This is a genomic window from Halobellus captivus (assembly GCF_003697845.1).
Lineage (GTDB): Archaea > Halobacteriota > Halobacteria > Halobacteriales > Haloferacaceae > Halorubrum > Halorubrum glutamatedens.
The window spans coordinates 370,602-393,502 of record NZ_RDQE01000001.1 but is presented as its reverse complement, the minus strand read 5'-3'; the positions used below and the strand labels follow the sequence as shown (position 1 = coordinate 393,502).

At 70.6% G+C, this 22,901-nt stretch carries 26 protein-coding genes; 10 read left to right on the top strand and 16 right to left on the bottom strand.

The features are described 5' to 3' along the window. Positions 1–105 precede the first annotated feature (105 nt). The gene (locus EAO78_RS02030) at positions 106–1,191 is read left to right on the top strand and encodes an ABC transporter ATP-binding protein (protein ID WP_122104182.1); all 1,086 of its coding nucleotides are present in this window, start codon (positions 106–108) and stop codon (positions 1,189–1,191) included. After that, positions 1,188–1,943, top strand: coding sequence for an ABC transporter permease (locus EAO78_RS02025; protein WP_122104181.1), 756 nt, complete (start codon positions 1,188–1,190; stop codon positions 1,941–1,943). Before EAO78_RS02030 ends, EAO78_RS02025 begins: the two co-directional genes overlap by 4 nt. Positions 1,944–1,970: 27 nt before the next feature. Here EAO78_RS02025 and EAO78_RS18045 read toward each other — a convergent pair whose 3' ends face one another. From EAO78_RS18045 to EAO78_RS01970, 12 genes are all read right to left on the bottom strand, one after another. Continuing rightward, complete coding sequence (locus EAO78_RS18045) at positions 1,971–2,120, bottom strand: hypothetical protein (RefSeq protein WP_203227807.1); 150 nt, start codon at positions 2,118–2,120, stop codon at positions 1,971–1,973. Between the two features lie 76 nt (positions 2,121–2,196). Next, positions 2,197–3,372, bottom strand: coding sequence for a DHH family phosphoesterase (locus EAO78_RS02020; protein WP_122104180.1), 1,176 nt, complete (start codon positions 3,370–3,372; stop codon positions 2,197–2,199). Positions 3,373–3,494: 122 nt separating this feature from the next. Beyond that, on the bottom strand, positions 3,495–4,397 hold the full coding sequence (locus EAO78_RS02015) for an NAD-dependent epimerase/dehydratase family protein (RefSeq protein ID WP_122104179.1): 903 nt from the start codon (positions 4,395–4,397) through the stop codon (positions 3,495–3,497). Beyond that, positions 4,394–4,897: a DUF5791 family protein gene (locus EAO78_RS02010; protein ID WP_238987599.1), complete on the bottom strand. Its 504-nt coding sequence runs from the start codon at positions 4,895–4,897 to the stop codon at positions 4,394–4,396. The genes EAO78_RS02015 and EAO78_RS02010 overlap by 4 nt, the downstream gene beginning before the upstream one ends. A gap of 93 nt (positions 4,898–4,990) precedes the next feature. Continuing rightward, complete coding sequence (locus EAO78_RS02005) at positions 4,991–8,200, bottom strand: DUF7286 family protein (protein ID WP_238987598.1); 3,210 nt, start codon at positions 8,198–8,200, stop codon at positions 4,991–4,993. Between the two features lie 2 nt (positions 8,201–8,202). Then, positions 8,203–8,745 carry a DUF7284 family protein gene (locus tag EAO78_RS02000; protein ID WP_122104177.1) on the bottom strand — a complete coding sequence of 181 codons (543 nt, stop codon included), beginning with the start codon at positions 8,743–8,745 and terminating at the stop codon, positions 8,203–8,205. Continuing rightward, entirely contained in the window at positions 8,742–9,173 is a 432-nt protein-coding gene (locus tag EAO78_RS01995) for a DUF7285 family protein (protein ID WP_122104176.1), read from the bottom strand. The genes EAO78_RS02000 and EAO78_RS01995 overlap by 4 nt, the downstream gene beginning before the upstream one ends. Then, on the bottom strand, positions 9,154–9,633 hold the full coding sequence (locus tag EAO78_RS01990; RefSeq protein ID WP_122104175.1) for a DUF7283 family protein: 480 nt from the start codon (positions 9,631–9,633) through the stop codon (positions 9,154–9,156). Before EAO78_RS01990 ends, EAO78_RS01995 begins: the two co-directional genes overlap by 20 nt. A gap of 66 nt (positions 9,634–9,699) precedes the next feature. Further along, entirely contained in the window at positions 9,700–11,676 is a 1,977-nt protein-coding gene (locus tag EAO78_RS01985; RefSeq protein WP_122104213.1) for a type II secretion system F family protein, read from the bottom strand. Continuing rightward, positions 11,673–13,541: an ATPase, T2SS/T4P/T4SS family gene (locus EAO78_RS01980; RefSeq protein ID WP_122104174.1), complete on the bottom strand. Its 1,869-nt coding sequence runs from the start codon at positions 13,539–13,541 to the stop codon at positions 11,673–11,675. The genes EAO78_RS01985 and EAO78_RS01980 overlap by 4 nt, the downstream gene beginning before the upstream one ends. Positions 13,542–13,625: 84 nt before the next feature. Then, positions 13,626–14,117, bottom strand: coding sequence for a DUF7311 family protein (locus tag EAO78_RS01975; RefSeq protein WP_122104173.1), 492 nt, complete (start codon positions 14,115–14,117; stop codon positions 13,626–13,628). Between the two features lie 60 nt (positions 14,118–14,177). Continuing rightward, complete coding sequence (locus EAO78_RS01970; RefSeq protein ID WP_122104172.1) at positions 14,178–14,768, bottom strand: DUF7310 family coiled-coil domain-containing protein; 591 nt, start codon at positions 14,766–14,768, stop codon at positions 14,178–14,180. A gap of 74 nt (positions 14,769–14,842) precedes the next feature. On the opposite strand from EAO78_RS01970, the gene EAO78_RS01965 reads away from it, so the two are divergent. Both EAO78_RS01965 and EAO78_RS01960 read left to right on the top strand, forming a co-directional pair. Then, positions 14,843–15,922, top strand: a complete 1,080-nt coding sequence (locus EAO78_RS01965; protein ID WP_122104171.1) for a tubulin/FtsZ family protein — start codon at positions 14,843–14,845, stop codon at positions 15,920–15,922. A 98-nt stretch (positions 15,923–16,020) separates the two neighbouring features. Further along, entirely contained in the window at positions 16,021–16,719 is a 699-nt protein-coding gene (locus EAO78_RS01960; protein ID WP_122104170.1) for a phosphoglycerol geranylgeranyltransferase, read from the top strand. 195 nt (positions 16,720–16,914) lie between these two features. On the opposite strand, the gene EAO78_RS01955 is transcribed toward EAO78_RS01960, so the two are convergent. Together EAO78_RS01955 and trxA are read right to left on the bottom strand one after the other, a co-directional pair. Continuing rightward, on the bottom strand, positions 16,915–17,064 hold the full coding sequence (locus EAO78_RS01955; protein ID WP_112080429.1) for a 50S ribosomal protein L40e: 150 nt from the start codon (positions 17,062–17,064) through the stop codon (positions 16,915–16,917). An 88-nt stretch (positions 17,065–17,152) separates the two neighbouring features. Further along, positions 17,153–17,422: a thioredoxin gene (trxA, locus tag EAO78_RS01950; RefSeq protein ID WP_122104169.1), complete on the bottom strand. Its 270-nt coding sequence runs from the start codon at positions 17,420–17,422 to the stop codon at positions 17,153–17,155. Positions 17,423–17,577: 155 nt separating this feature from the next. On the opposite strand from trxA, the gene EAO78_RS01945 reads away from it, so the two are divergent. From EAO78_RS01945 to hisE, 6 genes are all read left to right on the top strand, one after another. After that, positions 17,578–17,742 (top strand): preprotein translocase subunit Sec61beta, encoded by a 165-nt coding sequence (locus EAO78_RS01945; protein ID WP_122104168.1) that lies wholly within the window; start codon positions 17,578–17,580, stop codon positions 17,740–17,742. Positions 17,743–17,866: 124 nt separating this feature from the next. Next, positions 17,867–18,550, top strand: a complete 684-nt coding sequence (locus EAO78_RS01940) for an SCO family protein (protein WP_122104167.1) — start codon at positions 17,867–17,869, stop codon at positions 18,548–18,550. Between the two features lies 1 nt (position 18,551). Further along, positions 18,552–19,094: a TlpA family protein disulfide reductase gene (locus EAO78_RS01935; protein ID WP_122104166.1), complete on the top strand. Its 543-nt coding sequence runs from the start codon at positions 18,552–18,554 to the stop codon at positions 19,092–19,094. A 19-nt stretch (positions 19,095–19,113) separates the two neighbouring features. Continuing rightward, positions 19,114–19,779 (top strand): cytochrome c biogenesis protein CcdA, encoded by a 666-nt coding sequence (locus tag EAO78_RS01930; RefSeq protein ID WP_122104165.1) that lies wholly within the window; start codon positions 19,114–19,116, stop codon positions 19,777–19,779. Positions 19,780–19,871: 92 nt separating this feature from the next. After that, positions 19,872–20,465 (top strand): pyridoxal 5'-phosphate synthase glutaminase subunit PdxT, encoded by a 594-nt coding sequence (gene pdxT, locus EAO78_RS01925; protein WP_122104164.1) that lies wholly within the window; start codon positions 19,872–19,874, stop codon positions 20,463–20,465. Further along, entirely contained in the window at positions 20,462–20,803 is a 342-nt protein-coding gene (gene hisE / locus EAO78_RS01920; protein WP_275263134.1) for a phosphoribosyl-ATP diphosphatase, read from the top strand. Before pdxT ends, hisE begins: the two co-directional genes overlap by 4 nt. 92 nt (positions 20,804–20,895) lie before the next feature. Here the strand turns inward: hisE and EAO78_RS01915 are convergent, their stop codons facing one another. Further along, positions 20,896–22,308, bottom strand: a complete 1,413-nt coding sequence (locus EAO78_RS01915; RefSeq protein ID WP_122104163.1) for an outer membrane protein assembly factor BamB family protein — start codon at positions 22,306–22,308, stop codon at positions 20,896–20,898. A 146-nt stretch (positions 22,309–22,454) separates the two neighbouring features. Continuing rightward, a complete protein-coding gene (locus EAO78_RS01910; protein WP_122104162.1) occupies positions 22,455–22,856 on the bottom strand; it encodes an SHOCT domain-containing protein in 402 nt (133 codons plus the stop codon). Positions 22,857–22,901: the final 45 nt, after the last annotated feature.

Sequence of the window (22,901 nt, the reverse complement as noted above, 5' to 3'; positions counted from 1 at the left end):
CCGGACGGGCTGCGACGGGACGAAACGAGCCGAAGCGAGACGGGACGACGAACCGATCGGCCTCGAAGAGCAACCCTTACGCGCGCGGCACCCGGATCCGAACGCATGAACGAGACGACCGCGCGATCGGCCGTAGACGCCGACGCGGCGGACGCCGACACGGCGGGGACGGGCGACGATCCCGTGGTCGTCGGCGAGGGGGTTCGGAAGTCGTACGGCGACGTCGTCGCGCTCGACGGCGTCGACGTGACCGTCGAGCCGGGCGAGGTGTTCGGGCTGATCGGTCCGAACGGCGCGGGCAAGACGACGCTGGTGCGCGCGCTCACCGGCACGACCGACGCCGAGGGGTCGATAGCGGTTCTCGGCTCGGCACCCGACGCGGTCGACCCCCAGCGGATCGGCCTGCTCCCGCAGTCGTTCGACCCGCCGGAACGGCTCACCGCCCGCGAGCTGGTCGGGTACTACGGCGGCCTCTACGACGAGGCCCGGGAGGTCGAGGCGGTCCTCCGGGACGTCGGGATGGCCGACGACGCCGACGCCTGGTACGAGACGCTCTCGGGCGGCCAGCGGCGCCGGACCTGCGTCGCGACCGCGGTCGTCAACGACCCCGACCTGCTCTTCCTCGACGAGCCGACGACCGGGATCGACCCCGCCGGCCGGCGGTCGATCCACCGACTGGTGGAGCGGCTCGCCGCCGCCGGCACCACGGTGTTCCTCACCAGCCACGCGATGGACGAGGTCGAGCGGCTCGCCGACCGCGTGGCGCTCCTCCGCGGCGGGAGCGTCGTCGCCGTCGGCGCGCCCGCCGACCTGATCGCCGAACACGGCGGCCACCCTCGCCTCGAGGTCGATCTGGACGGATCGCGACTCGACGACGCGGAGATGGAAACCCTCGCCGGCGCGCTCGAGGAGAGCGAGACGGGAGCGGTTGCCGAGGACGGAACGGGGACGCCCGCCGACGGACCGACGGTCGAATCGACCGCCGACGGCCTTCGGGTGCTCGGCGTTCGGCCCGAGGGGATCGGCGCGGTCGTCGACGCGCTCGGTACGATCGGCGTCGAGTTCGAATCGCTGACGTGGGCCGAGCCGTCCCTGGAGGACGTATACCTCCGGCTGACCGGCGAGGAGTACTCGCCGCGGGCCGGCGGGACCGCCTCCGGTGACGTCACCGGGGACGGAGGGGATCGATGAGCCGGACCTCGCGAGTTCTCACGGAGGCGACCGCGGCCGCCCGGTCGTTCCTCCGGCGGCGCACCGCCGTCTTCTTCACGTTCTTCTTCCCCGTGATCCTCGTCGTCATCTTCGGCGCGCTGGTCCGGACCCAGCCGACCGGCGGCGGCCTCTTCGCCGAGCCGGCCGGCTACTACATCCCCGGCTACCTCGCGGTCGTCGTGCTCTTCACGCCGCTCTCGCGGGTCGGGTCGGAGATCGCTCGCCACCGCGACGGCGGGCGCTTCGAGAAGCTCGCGACCACGCCGTTGACCCGCACGGAGTGGCTCCTCGCACACACGCTCGTCAACGTCGCTATCATCGGCGCGGCGAGCCTCCTGATCCTGGGGCTCGTGCTCGCGGTGACCGACGCGGAACTCCTCGTCTCGCCGGCGCTCGCCGCCCTGCCGGTCTTCGTCGCCGTCGCGGTCGCGCTCTTCTGCGGGCTCGGGGCGATACTCGGCGCGCTCGCGGACTCACAGGACGGCGTGATCGCCGCGAGCAACACGGTCGCGCTCCCGCTCTTATTCCTCTCCGAGACGTTCGTGCCCCCCGCGCTGTTGCCCGGCTGGTTCCTGCCGGCGGTCGCCGCCTCGCCGCTCACCTACTTCGCCCGCGGGACGCGAGCGATCGTCCACGACGGCGGGGCGTGGGCCGGTGACCTGGCCGTGCTCGCCGCGCTCGCGGCCGGGTTCCTCGCGCTCGGCGCGTACGCGGTTCCGCGGACCGATTGACCGCCCTTCCGGGAACTCGTTCCGGGTCTACAACACGCGCACGGCGAGATACGGGAGCAGGAAGACGGCGAGAAACATCAGCCCCGTCGCGATCGCGTAGCCGGCACCGACTCCCGCGAGCGCCAGCCATCTACCGTCGACACCGTCGATCCCGTCCTCGACTCTCTCGAGCGCCATACCCACCGATTCGACGGCGACGGCTTAGTCGTTGTCGTCACTCGGATCGATCGCCGCCACGACGGTACGACCTCCCTCACACGTCGCCGGCCATGGCTCGGAACAGGGCGTCCGCCAGCCCGTCGCGGTCGACCGTCTCGGGCTCGCCCTCGCCGGTGGGGTCGACCTCCGGCGTGATCGTCCCCCCGCCCATCCGCGAGTGCCCGCCGCCGTTCCCGTTCGTGACGTCCGAGAGCACCGAGTCGATGGCGTTGCCCATGTGGACCCGGTCGTCCCGCGACCGCCCCGAGAGATGGATCGTCCCGTCCCGTTCGCCGATGACGACGACCGCGCTGACGCCCTCGAGCTGGATCAGCTCGTCGGCCGCCTGCGGGATCGCGTCCACGTTGTTCACGCCGCCGACGTCGGCGACCGCGAACGACCCCTCGATCTGTCTGCCGGCGATGGCTCGGGCCTTCACCTCCAGGACCTCCGCGTCGACCGCGGGGTTGGCGATCCGGTCGAGCCGGTCCTGGTCGACGCCGGGGTAGACGTACGCCGCCGAGGCGAAATCCGGCTCGCTCGCGCCGACGGTCAGGTGTTTGGTGTCGGTTAAGATCCCGTAGAGGAGCCCGGTCGCCGCCCGCGTCGACAACACGAGGTCGCCGCCCGTCTCGCTCGCGTGTTTGTCGGGCGGCACCGGGACCGCTCCCACGTCGTCGAAGTACTCGGCGACGACGGACGCCGTCGCCCCGTAGTCGGTCCGGACGTCGGTGAACTCCTCGCCGCGTCCGTCCCCCGGATGGTGGTCGACGACGGCGGTCGGCAACACCCCGTCCGCCCCGGCGAACCCGCGCGCCTCGTTGTGGTCGACGAGGACGACCGTCTCCGCCGCGAGGTCGCTGACGTGGTCGATCCGGTCGAGTTCGAGGTCGAGCACCGTCCGGAACGCCCGGTTCTCCTGGTGGCGGATCTGTCCCGGATACTGGATGGTCGCGTCGACGTCGAGCTGGTCCGCCAGCGACGAGACGCCGATCGCGGCCGCCATCGCGTCCGGGTCCGGGTTGGGGTGCATCAACACGGCGATCTCCGATTCGTCCGCCAGCAACCGACGGAACTCCTCGCCGGCCGGCCGTCGTGCCCGGATGAACGCGTACGTGCTGACGAGCACGAACGCCGCACCGAGGACCGCGGTAGCGGCCAGTTCGGGGTTCTCCCGGACGAACGTCTCCGCCTCCGAGAGCCACCCGCTGACCGTTGCTGGGGCCCACATACGTCCCCCCGGAATCACCGATGACACAAGAAGCTTCGTGGGTGTTCCGACCCCGTGGGGACGACGGGATCCCGGACGCGGTCCCCCTGGAGCCCGTCGATCACCGGCACTCGCCGATCACCTCACTCCCGTGTACGGCGGAACGCCTCGATCGCGTCGCGGTACCCCTCGCGGAACGTCGGGTACGCGAACTCGTAGCCGAGCCCTCGCAGTCGGTCGTTCGAACAGCGTTTGCTCGTTCGGATCCGGCGTTCCGCCGCTTCCGAGAGGTCGCCGGCGGCGATCCGCGCCTCCTTCGATCGCTTCTCCGGGCGGTCGACCCCACACTCGTCGGCGAGCCAGTCGGCGAACGCGTGTTTCTCGGCCGGCTCGTCGTCGACGACGACCACGGGTTCGCCGCGGGCGCCGTCGGTCTCGAGGAGGAACCGTATCGCGCCAGCGGCGTCGTCGCGGTGGACCATGTTGAGGTAGCCGGCGGTCACCGGCCCCTCGAGGTAGCGATCGAGCCGATACCGGTCCGGCCCGTACAGCCCCGCGAACCGTGCGACCGTGCCGTCGATCCCGGCCTCGGCCGCGTCCTCGAGCGCGACGCGTTCGGCCTCGGCGAGCACCCGCGTCTTCTCCGTGGTCGGGTCGATCGGCGTCTCCTCGTCGACCCACGCGCCGTCGTGGTCGCCGTACACGCCGGTCGACGACGTGTACACCAGCCGGCTGGGTGCTCGGTCGCGACCGCCGTACTCCTCGACGACGTTCCGAAGTCCGTCGACGTAGACCGCACGGGCCGCCTCCGCGCCCCGACCGCCCGAACTGGCCGCGAACACGATCGCGTCCGAGTCGGGTAATTCGACGAGCGAGTCCGGGTCGGTCGCGTCCGCACGTCTCGCGTCGACGCTCTCGGCGACCGCCTCGATCGCCTCGAGTCCGGCATCCGACCGCCGGACGCCGGTCACGTCGTGATCGCGAGCGGCGAGCTGCCGAGCGAGTTCCAGCCCGACGTAGCCGCACCCGACGACGACGACCCTCATGGCTTGCGCGTCTCGACGACCGCCATGACCTCCGCGAGCTGGGCGAGCGTCATCGCCGCGCGTCCCTCGAGGACCTGCTGGACCTCCTGGCCGGTGAGGTCGGCGTCGATCGACGCCGCGATGGTGTCGACGTCGAGCACCGCCGTCGCCATTCCCATGAGGAGGTGGTCCCGAAGCTCGGCGACCATCGCGTCGGCGTCTCGACCGTCGGCGGCCGCGAGAACCGAGACGGCCTCCTCGACGGTCAGATCCCGGGCGTCGCCGGCGTGGATCCGCTCGACTGCCGCCGGATCGGGGGACGGTTCGTCGGACCCATCGCCGTCGGCCTCGTCGACCGCCTCGACCAGCATCGCCTCGAACGCCGCCAGCAACGTCGCCGCCTCGATCCCATCGCCGTCCTCATCAGCGTCGATCGAGCCGTCGCCACCGTCACCCGCGCCGGCCTCTTCGACGCCGACTGCGGCGACTCCGCCAGACCCGTCGACGACCTCGTGGAACATAGCCGCGATCGGCGCTCGCGTCCCAAAACGCCTCCGATCGGCCGGATGTGACGTCTCGACCGCCGCGTCACCAACCGGACCTCGACCGCCGCGTCACCAACCGGGGGACGTCTCGTCGCGCGTCCCGTCCACGTCGCCGACGCCGGGCGGACCGGCGGGAACGGCGACGACGACGACCGTCTCGGTCTCGAACCGAACCGGATCCGTCCGCCCCAACCGAACGCGCTCGTCCCCCACGTCGACGGTTACCGTTCCCTCCTCCCGGACGTACTCGAACCCGCGGCCGGGGGTTCCCACGTCGCCAGTGAGCGCGAACCGCGGGTACTCGCCGCGGACCTCGACGCGCCAGGCGTTGACCGTCGCCACCCAGTACCCCGGGACGGGCGCGACGGGAAGGCCCGCGCCGACGGTCCGATTCGGCTCCGGGACCAGACGCTCGGCGGCCGCCTCGCCCCCTCGCCGCAGTTCGTCCTCGACGGCTCCCTCGAGCTCCCCGCGAACGTGTCCGCGCACCGCCTCGGTCGGACCGTCGACGAACCGGGACGGGATCCGCACGGCGTCCCGTCCGGTCGCGTCCCGAAGCGCGACCCGGAGCCGCGCCGCGATCGCCCCCTCCTCCCCGTCCGAGAGGGATCCGACCCTCGCCGCCTCGGCCGCGACCCGGTCCGCGTACTCGCCCTCGCCGATGGCGACGGCTCGCGAACCCTCCGAACCGTAGCCCGCGGCCACCGACTCGACCACCGACCGCCGCTCGGCACGCGTCAGGTCGGTCCGCTCGCCGAGCGTGACGACCAGCTCTCGATCGACTCTCCTCCGTGCCGACTTGACCCGACCCGCGAGCTCGTCCCTGTCGGCCCGCAGGTTCGGGTCGTCGCGACCGGCGAGCGACCGGTCGGCCGCGAGGAGGACGCGGCCGGCGGCACCGATCCGGACGCCGTCGCCGCTCCCCAGGACCCGTTCGACGGCGCCGCTCGCCACGTCGCCGTACGGGACCGTTACGTAGTTGAGGTTCCGGACGGCGAGCGGGCGCGTCGTGGTCCCGTCGACCGCCGCCACGTCCGCGCCGTCGACGGCCGTTCGCGGCAGGTAGCCGGGAGAGCCGTTCGGCGTGAGCGCGACGGATCCGCCCGGGCCGTCCTCGCCGACCCGGTACGGATCCGTGTCCCGTGCCGCCTCGCGACTCGCGATTATCTCCCCGAGCGAGGGGCCGCCGAACGCCCCCTCCACTCGCTCGACGAACTCGTCCGTCGCGGCCGACTCGTCGTCCGCGGCCGATTCGAGTTCGTCGATGACGGCGTCGAGATAGTCGATCCTGACCGCTATCCGCGCCCGGTCGACCGCGCCGTCGTAGGTCTCCGGCGCGTCGACGAGTTCGTCCCGCCGATCCCGAAGCGTTTCGGCGAGTTCCTCGTACGGGTCGGCGTCGCCGACCGCCATCGTCTCCATGGCGAGTTCGGTTTCGACCGTTCGCACCTCGCGTCGCAGCTCGTCGAGGTCGGCTCCGACCCGCTCGACGCCCCCCGTCGATCGCTCCCCGAAGACGACGGTCGAGCGCTCCACGTCGCCGTCCTCGACCGCCTCGAGTGCCAGTCTATCGACGTCGTTGGCGGCGTCGACGCCGAGCTTCGACCGGGCGGACCCGGGCACGTCGACGAGGTCTTTGCCCGCGACCGAGGTGCCCACACCGAACGTCTCGGCGGGACGGTCGGGCGCGCCGTCCCGCGGTTCGTACGCCCCCGACACGTCGATGTCGACGCGATACCGATCCGTCGCGCTCGCGCGCGTCGTCTCCCGGTCGACGACCACGTCACGCATCTCGCGAGTCGCCGGCTCCAGTACGCTTCCGTTCGGACCGATCTCCGCCGGTTCGACGACCACCATCCGCCGGACGACCCGCTTCCACCGGCCGGTCGCCACCCGTTCGATCCTGACTTCGCGGGTCGTCCCGCCGAGATCGAGTCGTTCGCCCGCCTCCACGGTACCCGACGGAACGCCCGACGGAACCTCGTCGTCGGGAACGACGCGCGTCGTCTCGTCGACGCTCACGCCGACGCGCTCCCATCGACCCGCGCCGCCGCTCGGCCGCGGCGGTCGGGGGTGCCCGCCGTCGACGAACCGATCGGCCGAGACGTCGACCGACGCCTCCACCCGATAGCTGTCCCGTATCGTGGACTCGAGATCGTCGTGGGTCGACACGGCGGCGACGTCGGCGGCGTGGCCGACCGACACCGTCGTCGTCTCGTCGGTGTGGTTCCTCGCCGGACCGAAGCCGTCGCCACCGGCGTCCGGATCCGGCGTCGGCGTGTCGAGGACGGCGTCGCTCCAGGCCGCTTCGTCGAGCTGTGTGGGCGCGAGGAGGTCGGTCACTCCGGTCCTCGCGGTCGCCGCGGCGACGCCGCCCCTGGCGTCCGGGTCGCTCGTGCCGAACACGTCCCGCTGTGTCCTGACGATCCCGGCGTTCGTCGACAGCTCCACGTGCCGGTTCGCGATCACGTTCCGTATCGGCGCCTTCGCGTACTGGCCGTACCCCCGCGCCCACGCCATCGGATAGATGCTGGCGGTCAGCTGTCTGCCGAGCCCGGGTCCCTCGACGGGACCACGGTTCAGCCGCGTCTCGAACCGTTCGGTCCGTTCGTGCGCCGCGAGCGTCGGGACGGCGACGACGACGGTCCGATTCCGCGTCCGTTCGGCGACGGTGCGCCCCTCCCGGGTCGCGGTCACCGTCACGTCCTCGAAGACCACCCGGGTCGCGGTCCCGTTCGCGACGGCACTCACTCGGACCGTCTCTCGGAGCGTCTCCAGGTCGCTCGGCGCGATCGATCCGTCGATACGCTCGAACCGGGCCGTCGCGGAGACGTCGCCGACCTCGGCGGTCACCCCGCCCAACGTTTCCGCGCCGGCCAGCGCGAGCCGGATCCGGAACGCGTCCTCGAAGGCGGAGGCGGGACGCACCGCCCCCGCCGACACCGTTCCGTCGTCGTTCGGCGGCGGGTCCGCGTCGCCGACCCGCCACGCCGGATCCGCACCGTCGGGATCGACCGTCGGTGCCCGGGTGACCGGTCGCGCGGCGGCCTCGTGTGCCGCCGTCCGTGCGGCACGCCTGAGGGCCGCGGTCGTGTCCGCGTCGGCGCGTTCGACGGCCCGCTCGACGCTGCGGTCCTCGCTCACGAGTCCCTGATCGACGACGCCGCCGGCGTACGCCGAACTGGTCACGAGGAGCAACACGCCGATCAGCGCGAACGGGACGCGGGCCCGTTCGTCGTCGACGAGCGACACCGTCCGGCCGCGTTTCGTGCTCGTCATCGTCACCACGTCCTCACCACGATCCGGAACCGCTCGGCCTCGGAGCTCTCGGTGCCGCTCGACGCCGGGTGTGTGACGACGGCGACCGAGACGTCCGTGTCCGCCGGCGGTTCGGGCCCCGCTCCGATCGTCCACGGCGGTCGGTCGGACGTCCCGCGCTCCCCCGTCGTACCGGACCGTTCATCCGCGTCGTAGCGAACGTCGAGGCGGGTCCGCGGCCCCATCGCGTGTTCGGCGGCCTCGATAACCCCTGATCGGAACCGATCGAGGGCTCGAGGACCGTTCGCACCGGGACCGATACCGCGTTCCTCGGCGGCCATGACGAGGAGCTCCGCGAGGGTCGCGTGAACCGTCCGCGAGTCGTGGTCCCCTCCCGCGACGTCGTACGTCACCGTCGCCGTCTCGGTCGCGAGCCGATCGGCAGCGACGTCGGCGGCGGATCCGCCCGTTCCGGCGCCCGGCCTCCCCTCGACGCCGCCGAGCACGACGACGCTCGCGGAGACGCAGAGCAACAGCAGCGTCACGTCGAGGACCGTGCTCGTCATCGACGAACCGCCACCCGGAGCTTCCCGCGAACGTTCTCGCCGGGCGCGACGGCGACCGTCACCGACCGCTCCGCGACCCGCTCGGATCGGGGATCGATCCGACCGTCTGCGGCGGGATCGACCCCGGCGAGACCGACGCGCCACCGACGCCGCTCCGTCACGACCTCGACGATCGCCGGAGTCCTCGCGTCGAGCCGGGACAGTTCGTTCGGGCGAACGATCCCGCCGTCCGCCACGTCGCGTTCGACCCGGTCCAGCACGGCGTCGGCCGTGTGCCCGTCCGTCCCGGGAGACGGCGCCGCGCCGTCGAGCGCAGTCACGTACAACCCGAGGGCCGCTCCGATCGCGAGGACGGCGATCAGTGCGGCGAGCGGCTCCACCGCGGCGCGGTCTCCCCCGCCGAACCGCTCACCCGACGAGCGTGACACGATGTCCTCCGTATCGAACCTGCCGAACGGTCAGTCGCTGCGGGGCGGTCCGCCATCGGTGGTCCCCCGCTCGTGCCCGTGCCGCCGCGTCGGCGAACGCGTCGGGGTCCTCAAAGACGGTTCGTGCCGGCACGCCGTTCAGCACCCGACGAAGTCGTGGATCGCCGCCGGATCCGTCGGGCGAAACGGGCGTGATCGCCATCCCGCGGACCGTCGAACGGGCGGAGCCGTCGCCCGCCAGCTCGATCGTCCGCGGCGTGAGTCGCATGCGATCGGCGGCCAGACCGTGTTCGGCGGTTGCGACGTACTCGCTCTCCGCCACCGATCCGATCGTGTGTGCGGCTCCGTCGGCGTCGGGCGGCGGGGCCGTGGGGAGCCCCGCGACGGCGCCGATGGCCGCGACGCTCACCAGCGCGAGGCCGAACCACGCGTAGGTGGCATCCAGGTGCGTCTCGAACATGGGACGGATGGTCCCGGTATCGTATATAAACGGTCGTGTGAGTGATCGTTCGGCGTCACGAACGGGCTACAGCAACGCTCCCGCCGCGGCGAAAGCGAGGAGGTACGTCGTCGTCGCCGTCGGCAGCGCGATCCCGACCCGATAGGCGACGAGTGTCCCGTCGAACCCCCGTTCGAGTCCCGTTCCCAGCGCGGTGAGGACCCCGGAGAGGAGAAGCACGTAGATTCCGACGATCCGGCCGAGAACCGGGACCGACAGGGTGTTCGTGGCGCCCGCGGCTTCCTCCCCCGTCGACGGAACCGATCCGGGGGCCGGGTCGGCCGCGAGGGGACCGCTCGCCATCGCGGCGGTCGTCTCGAGTCCCCCCGTTCCGATCGCCTCGACGCCGGTCGCGAGCGCGACCGTCGCGCCGCCGACCAGCGGGGCGAACACCGCGGCCGTGTTCGACAGCGTGCCCGTCACCGTCGCGAGCTGCCGACGCGCGTCGCGCTCCAGTTCGCGAAGCCGCTCCAGTTGGTCCGCGAGCTCCAACAACACGTCGCCGGCCGGTCGTCCCTCCCGTGCAGCGACCGCCAACAGGGCGACCGTCCCCTGGACACGCGGTGACGGGACCGTCGCCGCCGGACCCCCCTCGCCCAGGAACGCCTCTCGAACGTCGACGCGAAGCGTGTCGCTGCGCCGTGCGGCCAGTTCGCAGACGGTCCCGGTCGCGCCGTCGAGCTTGTCGCCGGCGTTGGCGACAGCGCGCTCGACCGAGACGCCCTCGGCGACGTCGCCGCCGACGATCGTCATGGCGTCCGGGAGCCCGCTCTCGATCGCCGTGACCTCCGAGAGCACCGCCCGTCGCGGTCGGACGAGGACGACCGACGCCGTGCCGGTCCCGACGCCGACGGCGCCGATCGGCGCCGCCCACGACGCGACGAGTGATCCCGACACGATCCAGGCGATCACGCCGGATGCGATCCCGGCGGCAACGGCGTGGAATCGTCCGTCCGGGACGTCCGGATGGTCGTTCCCGATCGTCGGTGGCGGGAACGCGACCGGCCGTTTCGAGAGGAGCCACGCGGACGCGACGAGGAGGCCGACGGGAAGCGCCACCAGATAGATTCCGGCGACGGCCGACGGCGGGACCGGCACTCCGGAGGCGGCGGCCGCCGGGAGCAGCGCCACGAGCGCCAACGGGAGGAGCACGCCGAAGGCGTACAGCGCCGACACCGGTCCCTGGACGTCCCCGACGAACTCGGCCAGTCGTTCCGTCGTCCCCGACAGCGTCGTCTCGAGCGCCCGATCGAGACACCGGCCGCGACGCTCCGGCGGCGCGGCCGCGGCGGTCCGGACGAGCGTCGACGCCCGTTCGATCGCCGGGAACCACGTTCCCCACTCGCGGGCGAACTCGCGGAGCCCGCTCGTCGGGCCGTTGACGCACCGACGCTCGTGTCGTAACAGGTTCTCCGCGAGCGGTCCGCGACCGGTTCGAGCGGCGAACCGAACCGCGCGCTCCGTCGACGGGTCGAGACGCATCCGCAGGACGAGCCGTCCGACGAGTCCGGGAGTCGCCCCGAGCGCACGGGTTCGCCGTAGCGCCGCGAGCCACACGGGTCCACGGTGGACCACGTGGGTCGCCGCGAGCCCGCCCGAGGCGCCCGCGAACAGACCGGGAGCGATCCCGGCGAGGAGCACGACGACGACGGCGAAGGAGAGCCCCACGCCGACGCCGACCCGGTATCCGGTCTCTATCACCCGTTCCGCCGTCGATTCCCACTCGAGGAACGCGATCGCTCGTCGAAGCTCGTCCGACCCCGTTTGGGTCGATCCGACTCCGCGTTCCCCGGTGTCGCCGTTCACGACCGCGGAGCACGTCTCGAGCGCGCGTTCCACCGCCGACCGTTCGTCGCTCCCGTCCCGGCCGTTGCGGTCGGTGGCGGCTTGCGGTTCCGGATCGTTCGCGTCCTTCCCCTCCCGGTTCGCCTTTCGACTCCGTCCCGCGCCGTCCCGTCCGCTCGTCGCGGCTTCCTCGGGTCGGGCTGACCGCGGTTCCCTCATCGTCTCCACCCCGCATAGCGGTCGGGCGTCGTCCGTCCGGTCGTCGCCGCCGTGTGGATCCGGTCGGCGCGTCGCTCGATCGCCTCCCTGACGTCCGCGTAGGACTCGCCGGTGGATGCGAGCCCGTCGACGAGTCGGCTCTCGCCCCTATCCATCCGACCGGTGGATTCGAGCCCGCCGAGGGTTCGATCGAAGAGCGCGTCGAAGCTCACCTCGTCGCCGTGACTCGTCACTTCGACGATCGTCTCTACCCGGTGATCGTCCAACACCACGAGCAGGTCGGTGGACGCGAACGACGAGAGGGTCACGTCGAGGTCCGTGACGACGCGTTCGCGGACCGCCGCCGGGTCCTCGCCGTGGATCGTCCCGAGGACGGTCTCGCCCGTGGCCCCGACCCGCATCGCCTCGTACAGCGCCTTCGCCTCCCCGCCGCGGACCTCCCCCACGACGAGCGCCCCGCCCCCGAGTCGGAGCGCGGTCCGGACCGCCTCCGTCGGCGTCGGTTCCGCGCCGTCGCCGACGCGGAGTCGCTGGACGTCCCGATCGGCGTCGGCGAGCGCGGCGGCGGGGAGCTCCGGCGTGTCCTCGATCAGGATCGAGCGCGCGTCGGGCGGCAGCTCCCACAGCAGGGAGCCGAGCGCGGTCGTCTTGCCGGCCCCACGGCCGCCGGCGACGAGCCCGGTGACGCCGCGCTCGACGGCGACGGAGAGGAGGCCGGCAGCCGCCGGCGAGAGCGTCTCCACGTCGACGAGACGGGCGAGCGTCCATGCCTCCGGATCGCCGCGCCGGAAGGTGAACGAGAGCCCGTCGCTGGCGGGTGCGGTCGTCGCCGCCACCCGAACGGGCCCCGCCTCGGCGTCGATGGTCGCGTCGAGCGTCGGCGACGCCCGGGAGAACGCCCGACCGCTCGTTCGACGGAGCCTGGAGGCGAGCGTGGCGGCACCCTCCGGGGGAAGCCTGACGTTCGTGTGACAGCGCTCGCCGTCGAGGACGACGCGGAGCGGGTTCTCCGCGACCGGCGCCGAGAGGGTCGCGTCGCTGACGCGGTCGTCGGCGAGGACGTGTTCGAACGCGCCGTACCCGTGGGTGTGTCGACGGAGCGTGGCGGTGATCGCGTCGACCGGATCGTCCGGGTCCGCGACCGCTCTGACCGCCCGACCGGGTGCCCGGTCGCCGCCGGTCGGATCCGCGAGGAGCCGCTCCTTCGCGGCGTCGAGCGTCTCGAACGCGTCCGCGTCGAACGCCGCTGCAGGCGGCGTGAGGTGGTACGTCCGGAGCGCTCCCGTCCCCTCGTAGAGTCTGACCGTCGCGCCCGTCTCGAGGGACCACCGGTCGACGAGCGTCGCTCCCGGCGGCGGGTCGGCGGCGATCCGCGTCGCCGCCACGGTCGGCCCGACGTGGGCTCTGAGCGCGTCCGCCGTCCGGTCGATCCCGGAGACCGCCGCCGCGAGTCCGGTCTCGGCGACGATCCGTCCGACCGCCCCTGCGCGTCCGTCCGCCTCCCGGGCGGCTCCGACCGGGTCGCGAGTCACGCGCTCCGCGAGCCGCGTCTCGTGGAACTCGACGCGTTCGCGGAACCGCCCCGCGGCGAGCAGACACGCCGCCGCCCGGCCGGCGTACGCGCGTTCGCGGCCGGCGTGCTCTGTTCGGATCACGTCGGCGTCGCGGTCGGTGAGCGCCTCGATCACGGTGGCCAGACACGTCGGACTGTCGGCGAGGTCCCCGCGCCCCGGACACCCGTTGGCGTCGACCGTGAGGACGACGCGGTCGTCGACGCCCGTGCCGACCGGCCGTTCGAACGACACCTCACAGCCGCACCCGTCGTCGGTTCCGAACCGCGGGATCGAGAGGAGATCCGAATTCATGGCGGCCGTGGCCGCGACATCGTATATAAACAGTCGTCCGAACGACCGGCTACGCGACCGGAACGCTCCGGTCACTCGAGCCGACTATGCGACCCGGACGATCCGAACAGTCGGTCCGCCCTCATCGACCAGCCGCAGTTCGAGTCCGGTCGCGCCACCCGAATCGAGCTCGATCGGGCCGTTCTCGAGGGAGATCCCGACCGCGTCCGTCGGCGGGGCGACGGGGACCGATCGAATCGGACCGTGCCGGAGCCGATACACGAGGACGACGGTTCCCTCGGAGAGGCGGTCCGCAGCGGCCACCTCGGTTCGCGACGGGTTCGCGAGCGCGAGCCGATCGATCGGGGCCGCGGCGAACCCGGTCGGCGCGGACACGACGAGGGAGGTCCGCGCGGCGAGGTCCGGATCGCCGACGGCGACCGAGTCGGCAGCTAGTCCTCCCGCGGCACGCTCGAGACGGTCCGTCTCCGTTCCGAGCCGTTCGGCGGTCGTGTCCGTTCTGGCGTCCTCGAGCGTCGGCATCGAGACGGCCAGGAGCGCGACCGCCAGCAGGACCGTCAGGACGACGCGGATCACGGCTCCGCGTCCACGGCGGTGGTCCGGTTTCGATGGCCAGGAACTCCGCGTGAATGTCCGTTACAGCGCCTCACGGAGTCGTTCCAGCGGGTTTTCTTTCCCCTCCGATCCGTCTCCGTTCGATCCGCCGTTGGACTCGCCTCGCGAGGCGTTCCCCGTTCCGGAAGTGAGCGCCCCGACGTTCGACGCGATCGAACGGTCCCCCGTGGACCGGCCGTCGTCCGGGATCGCGGCGTCAAGCGCCTCCTCGTTCGGGACCTCGTGAACTCCGAAATCCCCGTCGCTGCGGGTCTCGTTGCCGCGGGTCTCGTTGCCGGTCGAGGGTTCGAGAGCGGGGGACGACCCGTCTCGAGCGGCCGTGGCTCGTGCGAGCGCCAGGTCGGCCCGGCGCTCGACCTCGCGGTTGACCGCGCGGATCGCGCCCGCGTATCCGCGGACCGCCTGGGTCGCCGCCTCGAGCTCCTCGATCCGCGCTTCGACCGCGTCGAGTCGATCCGCGATGGCCTCGCGTTCGGCGTCGGCGGCCGCCCCGTCGACGACGCCCGCGACCGTGCGATCCGTCCCGGTGAGCGCGCGTTCGACCGCGTCGAGCCGCTCCTCGAGACGGGCGCGGTCCCGCGGCGATCCGCTCGCGTTCGTCTGGTTCGCCATGCTTCGACTGGCCGCGCTTTCACGTTTAAACGGTCGGGGAAAGAGTATTACTGTCAGCGCCACATCGTGAATCCATGAAGGCCCTCCTCGTCGGCGTCGGACAGGCGGGCGGGAAGCTCACGACCGCCCTCTCCGAGTTCGACGCGGGGATGGGGTTCGGTGCGGTCCGTGACGCGCTCGCCGTCAACACCGCCGCGGCCGACCTCGAGCCCCTCCCGCTCGACACGGTTCTCATCGGCCAGTCGCGCGTGAACGGTCACGGCGTCGGCGGCGACAACGAGCTCGGCGCGGAGGTGATGGACGAGGACTCGATCGAGGTGCTGGACGCGCTCGCACCGCGGATGACCGCGGAGATCGAGGCGGTCGTCGTCGTCGCCGGCCTCGGCGGCGGGACCGGATCCGGCGGCGCGCCGGTGCTCGTCCGCGAGCTGTCGCGGGTGTACGACGTGCCGGTGTACGCGCTCGGCGTGCTCCCCGGCCGCGACGAGGGTGCGCTCTATCAGGTGAACGCCGGCCGGTCGCTGAAGACGCTCGTGCGGGAGGCCGACGCCACGATCCTCCTCGACAACGACGCCTGGCGCTCGGCGGGCGAGAGCGTCGGGGGCGGCTACGCCGCGATCAACGAGTCGATGGCGAAGCGCGTCGGGCTGCTCCTCGCGGCCGGCGAGGCCACGCAGGGCGTCGGCGAGTCCGTCGTCGACACCAGCGAGGTCATCAACACGCTCCGGGCCGGCGGAATGGCGGCCGTCGGGTACGCCTCCTCGCCCGCCGCCGAGGACCCGGGCGAGAACGTCAACACGGTGACGAGCGCGGTCCGCAGCGCGGTGATGACCGGGCTCTCGCTGCCGAACGCCACCGACGCCGACGCCGGGCTCGTCGCGGTCGCCGGGGACCCGAACCGGATCTCACGGAAGGGCGCTGAGAAGGCTCGAAAGTGGCTTCAAGAGGAGACGGGCTCGATGCAGGTCCGCGGCGGCGACTTCCCGCTCGATTCCGACCGCCTCGCGGCCGTGGTGTTGCTCGCGGGCGTGGAGCGCTCCTCGCGGGTCGAGGAGTTCCTCGAGCGCGCCCGACAGGCCGTCCGCGACGAGCCGGAGGCGAAACCGGATCCCGCGATGGCGTTCCAGAACGACGAGCTCGACGACCTGATGTGAGCCGCTTCGGGCGCTGACGGGCGGCGACCCGGCCGGGTGCCGTCCGTCGTCGGCGCGCTTCCGCACCTTTTTGGTTCCGCCCGGGAGACACCCGAGCGATGAGCAACCCGTGGGACGACTGGGACCACGTGCTGAAGGTCGACCCCGACAAGGACCTCTGTGACGGGGAGACCTTCGAGGACGTGTGCCGGACCGGGACCGACGCGATCGAGATCGGAGGGACCCTCGACGTCACCGCCGAGAAGATGACGCGGGTCATCGACGCCGCCGCGGAGTACGACGTCCCGCTCTACCAGGAGCCGTCGAACCCGGGCGTCGTCATCGACTCGCCGGCGCTCGAGGGGTACCTGATCCCGACGGTGTTCAACGCGGGCGGCCCCTTCTGGATCACGGGCGCACACAAGGAGTGGGTCCGCATCGACGACCTCGACTGGGACCGGACCCACACCGAGGCGTACATCGTGATGAACCCCGACGCCTCGGTCGCGGAGCTGACGGACGCGAACTGCGACCTCGACGCCGACGACGTGGAGGCGTACGCGAAGGTCGCGGAGCGGATGTTCGGCCAGGAGATCGTCTATCTGGAGTACTCGGGCACCTTCGGCGACACCGAGAAGGTCGCCGCCGCGGGCGACGCGCTCGACGACGCCACCCTGTTTTACGGCGGCGGGATCCACGACTACGAGTCGGCGAACGCGATGGCGCGCCACAGCGACGTGATCGTCGTCGGCGACCTCCTCCACGACGAGGGTGTCGACGCGGTCCGCGAGACGGTCCGGGGCGCGAAGGACGCCTGAGGCTCCGCGGAGGAGGTATCGTACCCTGTGGCTTCGTGAGGGGTGTCGTACGCCGGATCGACCACCCCGTTTTCGAGCACCGTTCACGCGGCGGAGACCTGGCGGTCGGAGCGGAGGGGACGTTTCGAGACGGTCGACCCGCGGGGGACCGGGAGACCGGCCCACCGGACGCCGAACCGCGGCGTATCCGTTCGTTCAGGCCGCGCGGCGTTCCTTCGCCTTCGGGCGGAGATTGGTGTAGCCGCACTTGCGGCAGCGTCCGGCGTCGGGCGCGTTGCGGGCGTTACAGCGCATACAGATCTGTCGGTCGAGGTTGCGGCGTTCCGCGGCGTCGAAACTGGCCATACTCGTGGTGAGCACGCGGGCGCTGTAAAAGGTTGCGAGACGCCTCGGCCGTGGACCCCGTCGTCGTGTGCGCGTCGACTACCGTCGACTACGAGCCGGCTTCCGAGATCGCGGCGGTGATGTCCTCCTTTTGAGTCACTCCCACGAACCGGTCGACGACGCCGTCGTCGTTCTCGACGATCAGCGTGGGCAACGACCGGACCTGGTACTGGTTGGCGACGTCCTGTTCCTGGTCGACGTCGACCTTCTGAAGCTCGAAGGCGTCGCCGAGCTCCTCCTGGACCTCCTCCAGTATCGGGTCCTGCGTCTTACACGGGCCGCACCAGTCGGCGTAGAAATCCAGCACTCGAACGGTCATGGTTCGCCGACACGTAACGGCGGCTCGCCGATAAGGGTTTCTCACGCGGCGGGGAGGTGGGGTGACCGGCGACGCTCCCGCGACGCTCCCGCGACGCTCCCGCGACGGCTCCTCGAGACGAAACGCTTAGGCCCGCGGACGGAGAACCGACGCGTATGAGCAGCGGCAGCAACTCCGGCGGACTGATGTCCAGCGCGGGGCTCGTTCGATACTTCGACTCGCAGGACCGGAACGCGATCGCGATGGACCCGAAGACGGTCCTCGCGTTCTGCGTTCTCTTCGGCGTCTTCGTCCAGGTCCTCTCGCTGACGGTCGCGTAGGACGACCGCCCCCTCCCGTCCGACTCGCGCGTTCGAGACGAGCGAGCGGCAGCGGCGTTCCGATCCGACCCCATCGACCGGGACCGGACGAAACGGACTTATTCACGAGGGCCCGGGGTCCGGTATGGACCGTCGCCACTACCTGCGGTCGATCGCCGTCCCCGCCGTCGCCGGGAGCGCCGGCTGTCTCGGGGTCCTGGGTGACTCCGGGCCCGAGGGAACGGTGCTCGACCCGCCCGAGCAGGACCTGAGCGAGGCGTCACATCCGAGCTACGGCGACGAGATGCCACACGTGTCCGTTCCGGACCCGATCACCGGCGAGACGGTGTCGACCGCCGATTACGAGGACGAGCGGGCCGTCCTCTGGACTTCCTTTTACACGAACTGCCCCGACGGCGTCTGTCCCGCGCTCATCCTCCGGCTCCGGCGCGCACAGGAGGTGGCCGCCGAGGAGGGATACGGCGACGAGGCGGCGTTCCTCGCGCTCACGTTCGACCCGGAGCGGGACACCACGGACGTTCTCCGCGAGTACGCGGGCCAGCAGGGCGTGGACCTCGACGCCGGAAACTGGCACTTCCTCCGCCCGGAGAGCTACGAACGGGGCCAGGAACTGTTGGACGAGAACTTCGGGCTCGTGATCGAGAAGGCCTCCGCCGACCAGTACGAGAATTTGGAGTACCAGTTCCCCCACTACGGACTGATACTGCTGGCGAACGAGCGGGGGATCGTGGAGCGGGCGTACCCGAGAGGACCGCAGACAGACGTCGAACGGCTCGTGAGCGACTTCGAACGGGTGGTGAACGCGTAGGATGGAGCGCCGTCACCTCCTCGCCGGGATCGCGAGCGCCAGCGTGTTGGGCGCGGGCGGCGTCGTGGCGACCGGGAACGTGCCGGCCGTGCTCGGCGGCACCTCCGTCGAGCCGGTCGAGCCACTCACGATCGACACGATCGAGGCCCCCGGCAGCCGCGACGGGGAGGTGACGGTGCCGGCTGATGACCGCGCCACGTTCATCGACTTCTTCGCGACGTGGTGTGACCCCTGTAAAGAGCAGATGCCGGCGCTCGCCGAGGCGAACGATCGGATCGGCGACGACGTGCTGTTCGTGTCCGTGACGACCGAGAACGTCGGGGACCGTGTCCCCGAATCGAAGGTCGTCGAGATGTGGGAGGAGACCGGCGGGGATTGGTTGGCCGCGGTGGATCGGACCGCCGAACTCGCCGCCAAACTGGACGTGGGCGGCTATCCGACCGCGGTCGTTCTCGACGAAACGGGTCGTCCTCGATGGTCCGACTCCGGCGTTCACACGGCCGACACGCTCGTCGAGGAGATCGAGGCGGTTCTCGAGGGATGACGGACCGCTCTCCCCGCCGATGACCGGAACCCCCCTCGCGACCGACCTCTCGTTCGCGGTCGCCTCCGGCGTGGCGACGTTCTTCTCGCCGTGCGCGTACCCGCTCCTGCCCGGGTACGTCGGGTTCTACGTGAACCAGACCGACGCGAACGAGGTCTCGATCGCGGGCGCGGGAGTCCGGGGGATCGCGGCCGGGCTCGGCGTGCTGGTGACCTTCGCGCTGCTGGCGGGCGCGACCGTCCGGGTCGGCAACGCGACGCTCGCGAACATCACCGTCTTCGAGTCGCTCGTCGGCGGGCTGCTCGTCGTCTTCGGGCTGGTGGTCCTCGCGGGGCGAACCCCGTCGATATCGGTCCCCCTCCCGAAGCGCCGGGCGAGCGTGTTCGGGTTCGGGCTCTTCGGCGCGGGGTACGCGCTGGCGGGCGCGGGCTGTGTCGCGCCGATCTTCCTCGCCGTGATCGCCCGAGCGATCGCGCTCCCGACCGACGCGGCGGTGCTCCTCCTCGGCACCTACGCGGGTGTCGTCGCCGCGCTGATGGTCGCGACGACGGTCGCGACCGGGATGGGCCTGCTCACGAACGCCGGACGGATCATGACCCACTCGGGGACGCTGAAACGGCTCGCCGGCGCGGTGATGGTGCTCGCGGGGATCGGACAGCTGTACCTCGCGCTCGTCGTGTACTGAGTCGGTTCTCCACCCGGGAGCGGAGTCGGGACCGTGGCCGTCACTCGTCCCGGTAGCGCGCCCTTTTTGCACGTGCCCCGCCGAGCGGTGGTATGAAAGCTGGCGTCATCGCCGTCCAGGGCGACGTGGCCGAACACGCCGAGGCAGTCCGCCGCGCCGCGACCGCACACGGCGAGTCCGCGGAGGTCGTCGAGGTGCGGGACTCGGGGATCGTCCCCGATTGCGACGCGTTGCTCATGCCGGGCGGGGAGTCGACGACGATCTCGCGGCTGATCCACCGCGAGGGGATCGCGGACGAGATCCGCGACCACGTCGAGGCCGGTAAACCCGTCCTCGCGACGTGTGCCGGGCTCATCGTCCTCTCTCGGGACGCGAAGGACGATCGAGTCGACGCGCTCGGGCTCGTCGACGTCTCCGTCGACCGCAACGCGTTCGGCAGGCAGAAGGACTCGTTCGAGGCGAAGATACCCGTCGACGGGCTCTCGGAGCCCTTCCACGCGGTGTTCATCCGCGCGCCGCTCATCGACGAGGTCGGCGAGGGCGTCGAGACGCTCGCGACGGTTGACGGCCGACCGGTCGCGGTGCGGGACGGCCCCGTTCTGGCCACTTCGTTCCACCCCGAACTCACCGACGATTCGCGGGTCCACGACCTCGCGTTCTTCCCCGAAAGCGAGGTGGAGGCGTGACGGACGACGGGGCGAACGGGGAACGTGGGGTCGTCGAAGACCCGACAGCCCCCGACGACGCGGTCCTCGACGAGCTGTTCGCGACGATCGAGTCGCGCAAGCGGGAGCTGCCGGAGGGGTCGTACACCGCCTCGCTCTTCACCCATGAGAAGGGCGAGAACGCGGTGTTGGAGAAGATCGGCGAGGAGTCGACGGAGGCGATCCTGGCGGCGAAGGACGACGATCTCGAGGAGCTCACCTACGAGAGCGCGGACCTCGTCTACCACCTGCTGGTGTTGCTCTCGATGAAGGACCTCGACCTCGAGGACCTCCGCGGGGAGCTTCGCGACCGGTTCTAGGTGGATCCATCGACGTTCACCGGTCGTGGTTCGATCGGAGAACCGATTTAGTCTCGTCGTGTTTCGAATATGCTCGTCGTCCGCTTCTGTCCTCAACGTCGATATGACGTTAATTTCAAAGCGAGGACTGCGATGATCGCGGTCAGTGCGGTAAATCCGTCTACGTCCTCGGTTGTGTCTCGTGTGGCTGGTTCGGTTTCGTTACTTTCCTCCGATACTGGTGGTTCAGCGTTCGTCTCTGTGCCTTCGTCTACCACTGCTTCTGCTCCTCCGGTAGTTGACTGACTCATACTATCAGTCTCGACGTCACCGTCCGGATCGGTCTCGGCCCATTCGTGATGATGGCCGAGTGTCCCCAGCATCACTCGTGAATCCTCACTAGAGCCGGACACGTTCCCGTTGATGGCCAACAACCTTCCGCCATCGTTGCCGACGTATACCGTCCCGTCGACCACCGTCGGCGATGACCGGATCGGTGCTCCGGTGTCCACCTGCCAGTCGACGTTTCCGTTTTCGGCCTCGACGGCGGATAGGTTCCCACTCTCGGAGCCGATGAAGACCATCCCGTCAGCCACCGTCGGCGAAGACCGGCGGGTAGCACTACCGACGTTCTCGGTCCAACGGATCTCTCCCGAATCCATCTCCACCGCGTACAGGAGGCTATCGGAACCGCCGACGTATACCGTCCCGCCGCGCACCGTCGGAGACGACTGGGTGACGCCCGTCTCGACCGTCCACGAAACGTTTCCGCTGTTCGCGTCGACGGCATACAGTTTTCGGCCGGCGACGACGATCGTTCCGTCGACTACGGTCGGCGACGATCTGATTCCGGTGTCAGTATCCACCGTCCATTCTTCCTCCCCAGTGTCAGCCGCCAACGCATAGAGTTTCTCGTCGTCGGAGCCTACGTATACCGTTCCGTCGACCACCGTCGGAGACGACTGTACCGAACCTTCAGTCTCGAACGTCCACCTGGGATCACCGGATTCGGCCGCCAGCGCGTAAACGCCCACGCCGCGATCGCCTTCGAACCGGTTGCCCACGTAGACGGTTCCCTCCTTAACTGTCGGGGAGGAAGGAACGCCTTCGAAGTCCAGTACTGGGCCGGTCTCGTATTGCCACTGTTCGGTTCCTTCGGTCGCATCGAGAGCGTACAGCCTGTTATCGCTACTGCCGACGTAGAGCGTACCGTTAACGACTGATGGAGACCCGCGGATCGATCCGTCCGTACGATAGCTCCAAACCTCCTCGCCGCTCTCGGAGTCAACCGCGTAGACCGTTCCGTTCCAGCTGCCGCCATACACCGTGTCGTTGACCACCGTCGGCCCCGCTCTGACGTTGTTGCCCGTTTCGAACTCCCAGTCGATGCCGCCGGAAGTCTGTGCAGTAACCGCTTCGCCAGTCGTGGCAACTGCGCTGAATCCTACCGCTGCTGTCGTTTGCAGTAGCCTCCGACGGCGTAGCCCGTTTCCTGGGTTAGTATTCCCCGTTTTGTCCGTACCCATCACTCCTTCACGTGTTGGAATCCCAATAAAACTATCCTGCGAATCGCGTACACCTCGATACCGATCGAAGTGTCCCCTTCCGTTTTGTCTACTTCCGTTTCATCTCTCGTGCGATTTCGACTGCACGCGAGTCCTCGAGCTCCCGCTCACCGCTCCCGTTCGAGTTCCCGCTCGATATCGTCGAGGTCCTCGCTCTCCAGTTCCCGGGTGATCCGACGCTCGAACTCCGCCTCGTCGATCTCGCCCTCGACGTACTGCCGACGGAGCCTGTCCTGCCGGTCCGTGGAGGACTGCGTCCCGGTCGATGTGGACCGCGATCCATCGATCGAGTCGATCGAAGTCGAGGCATCGCCGCTACCGCCCGACAGCCACGAACCGGCCTTGTAGGCGACGTAGACGATCCCGGCGAGGACGGCGATCGAGACGATCCCGGAGACGACCGCCCACGCGAGGCTCAGGATCGCCGAGACGACGGAGACGAGGACGCTGACCGCGATCAGCGCGCCGATCGCGATCGCGGCGTAGTAGAGGGCTCGCTTCGAGTCCATGTCCGGGAGTGGCGGTCCCGCGCGCAAATACCTTCCCCCGGCGTC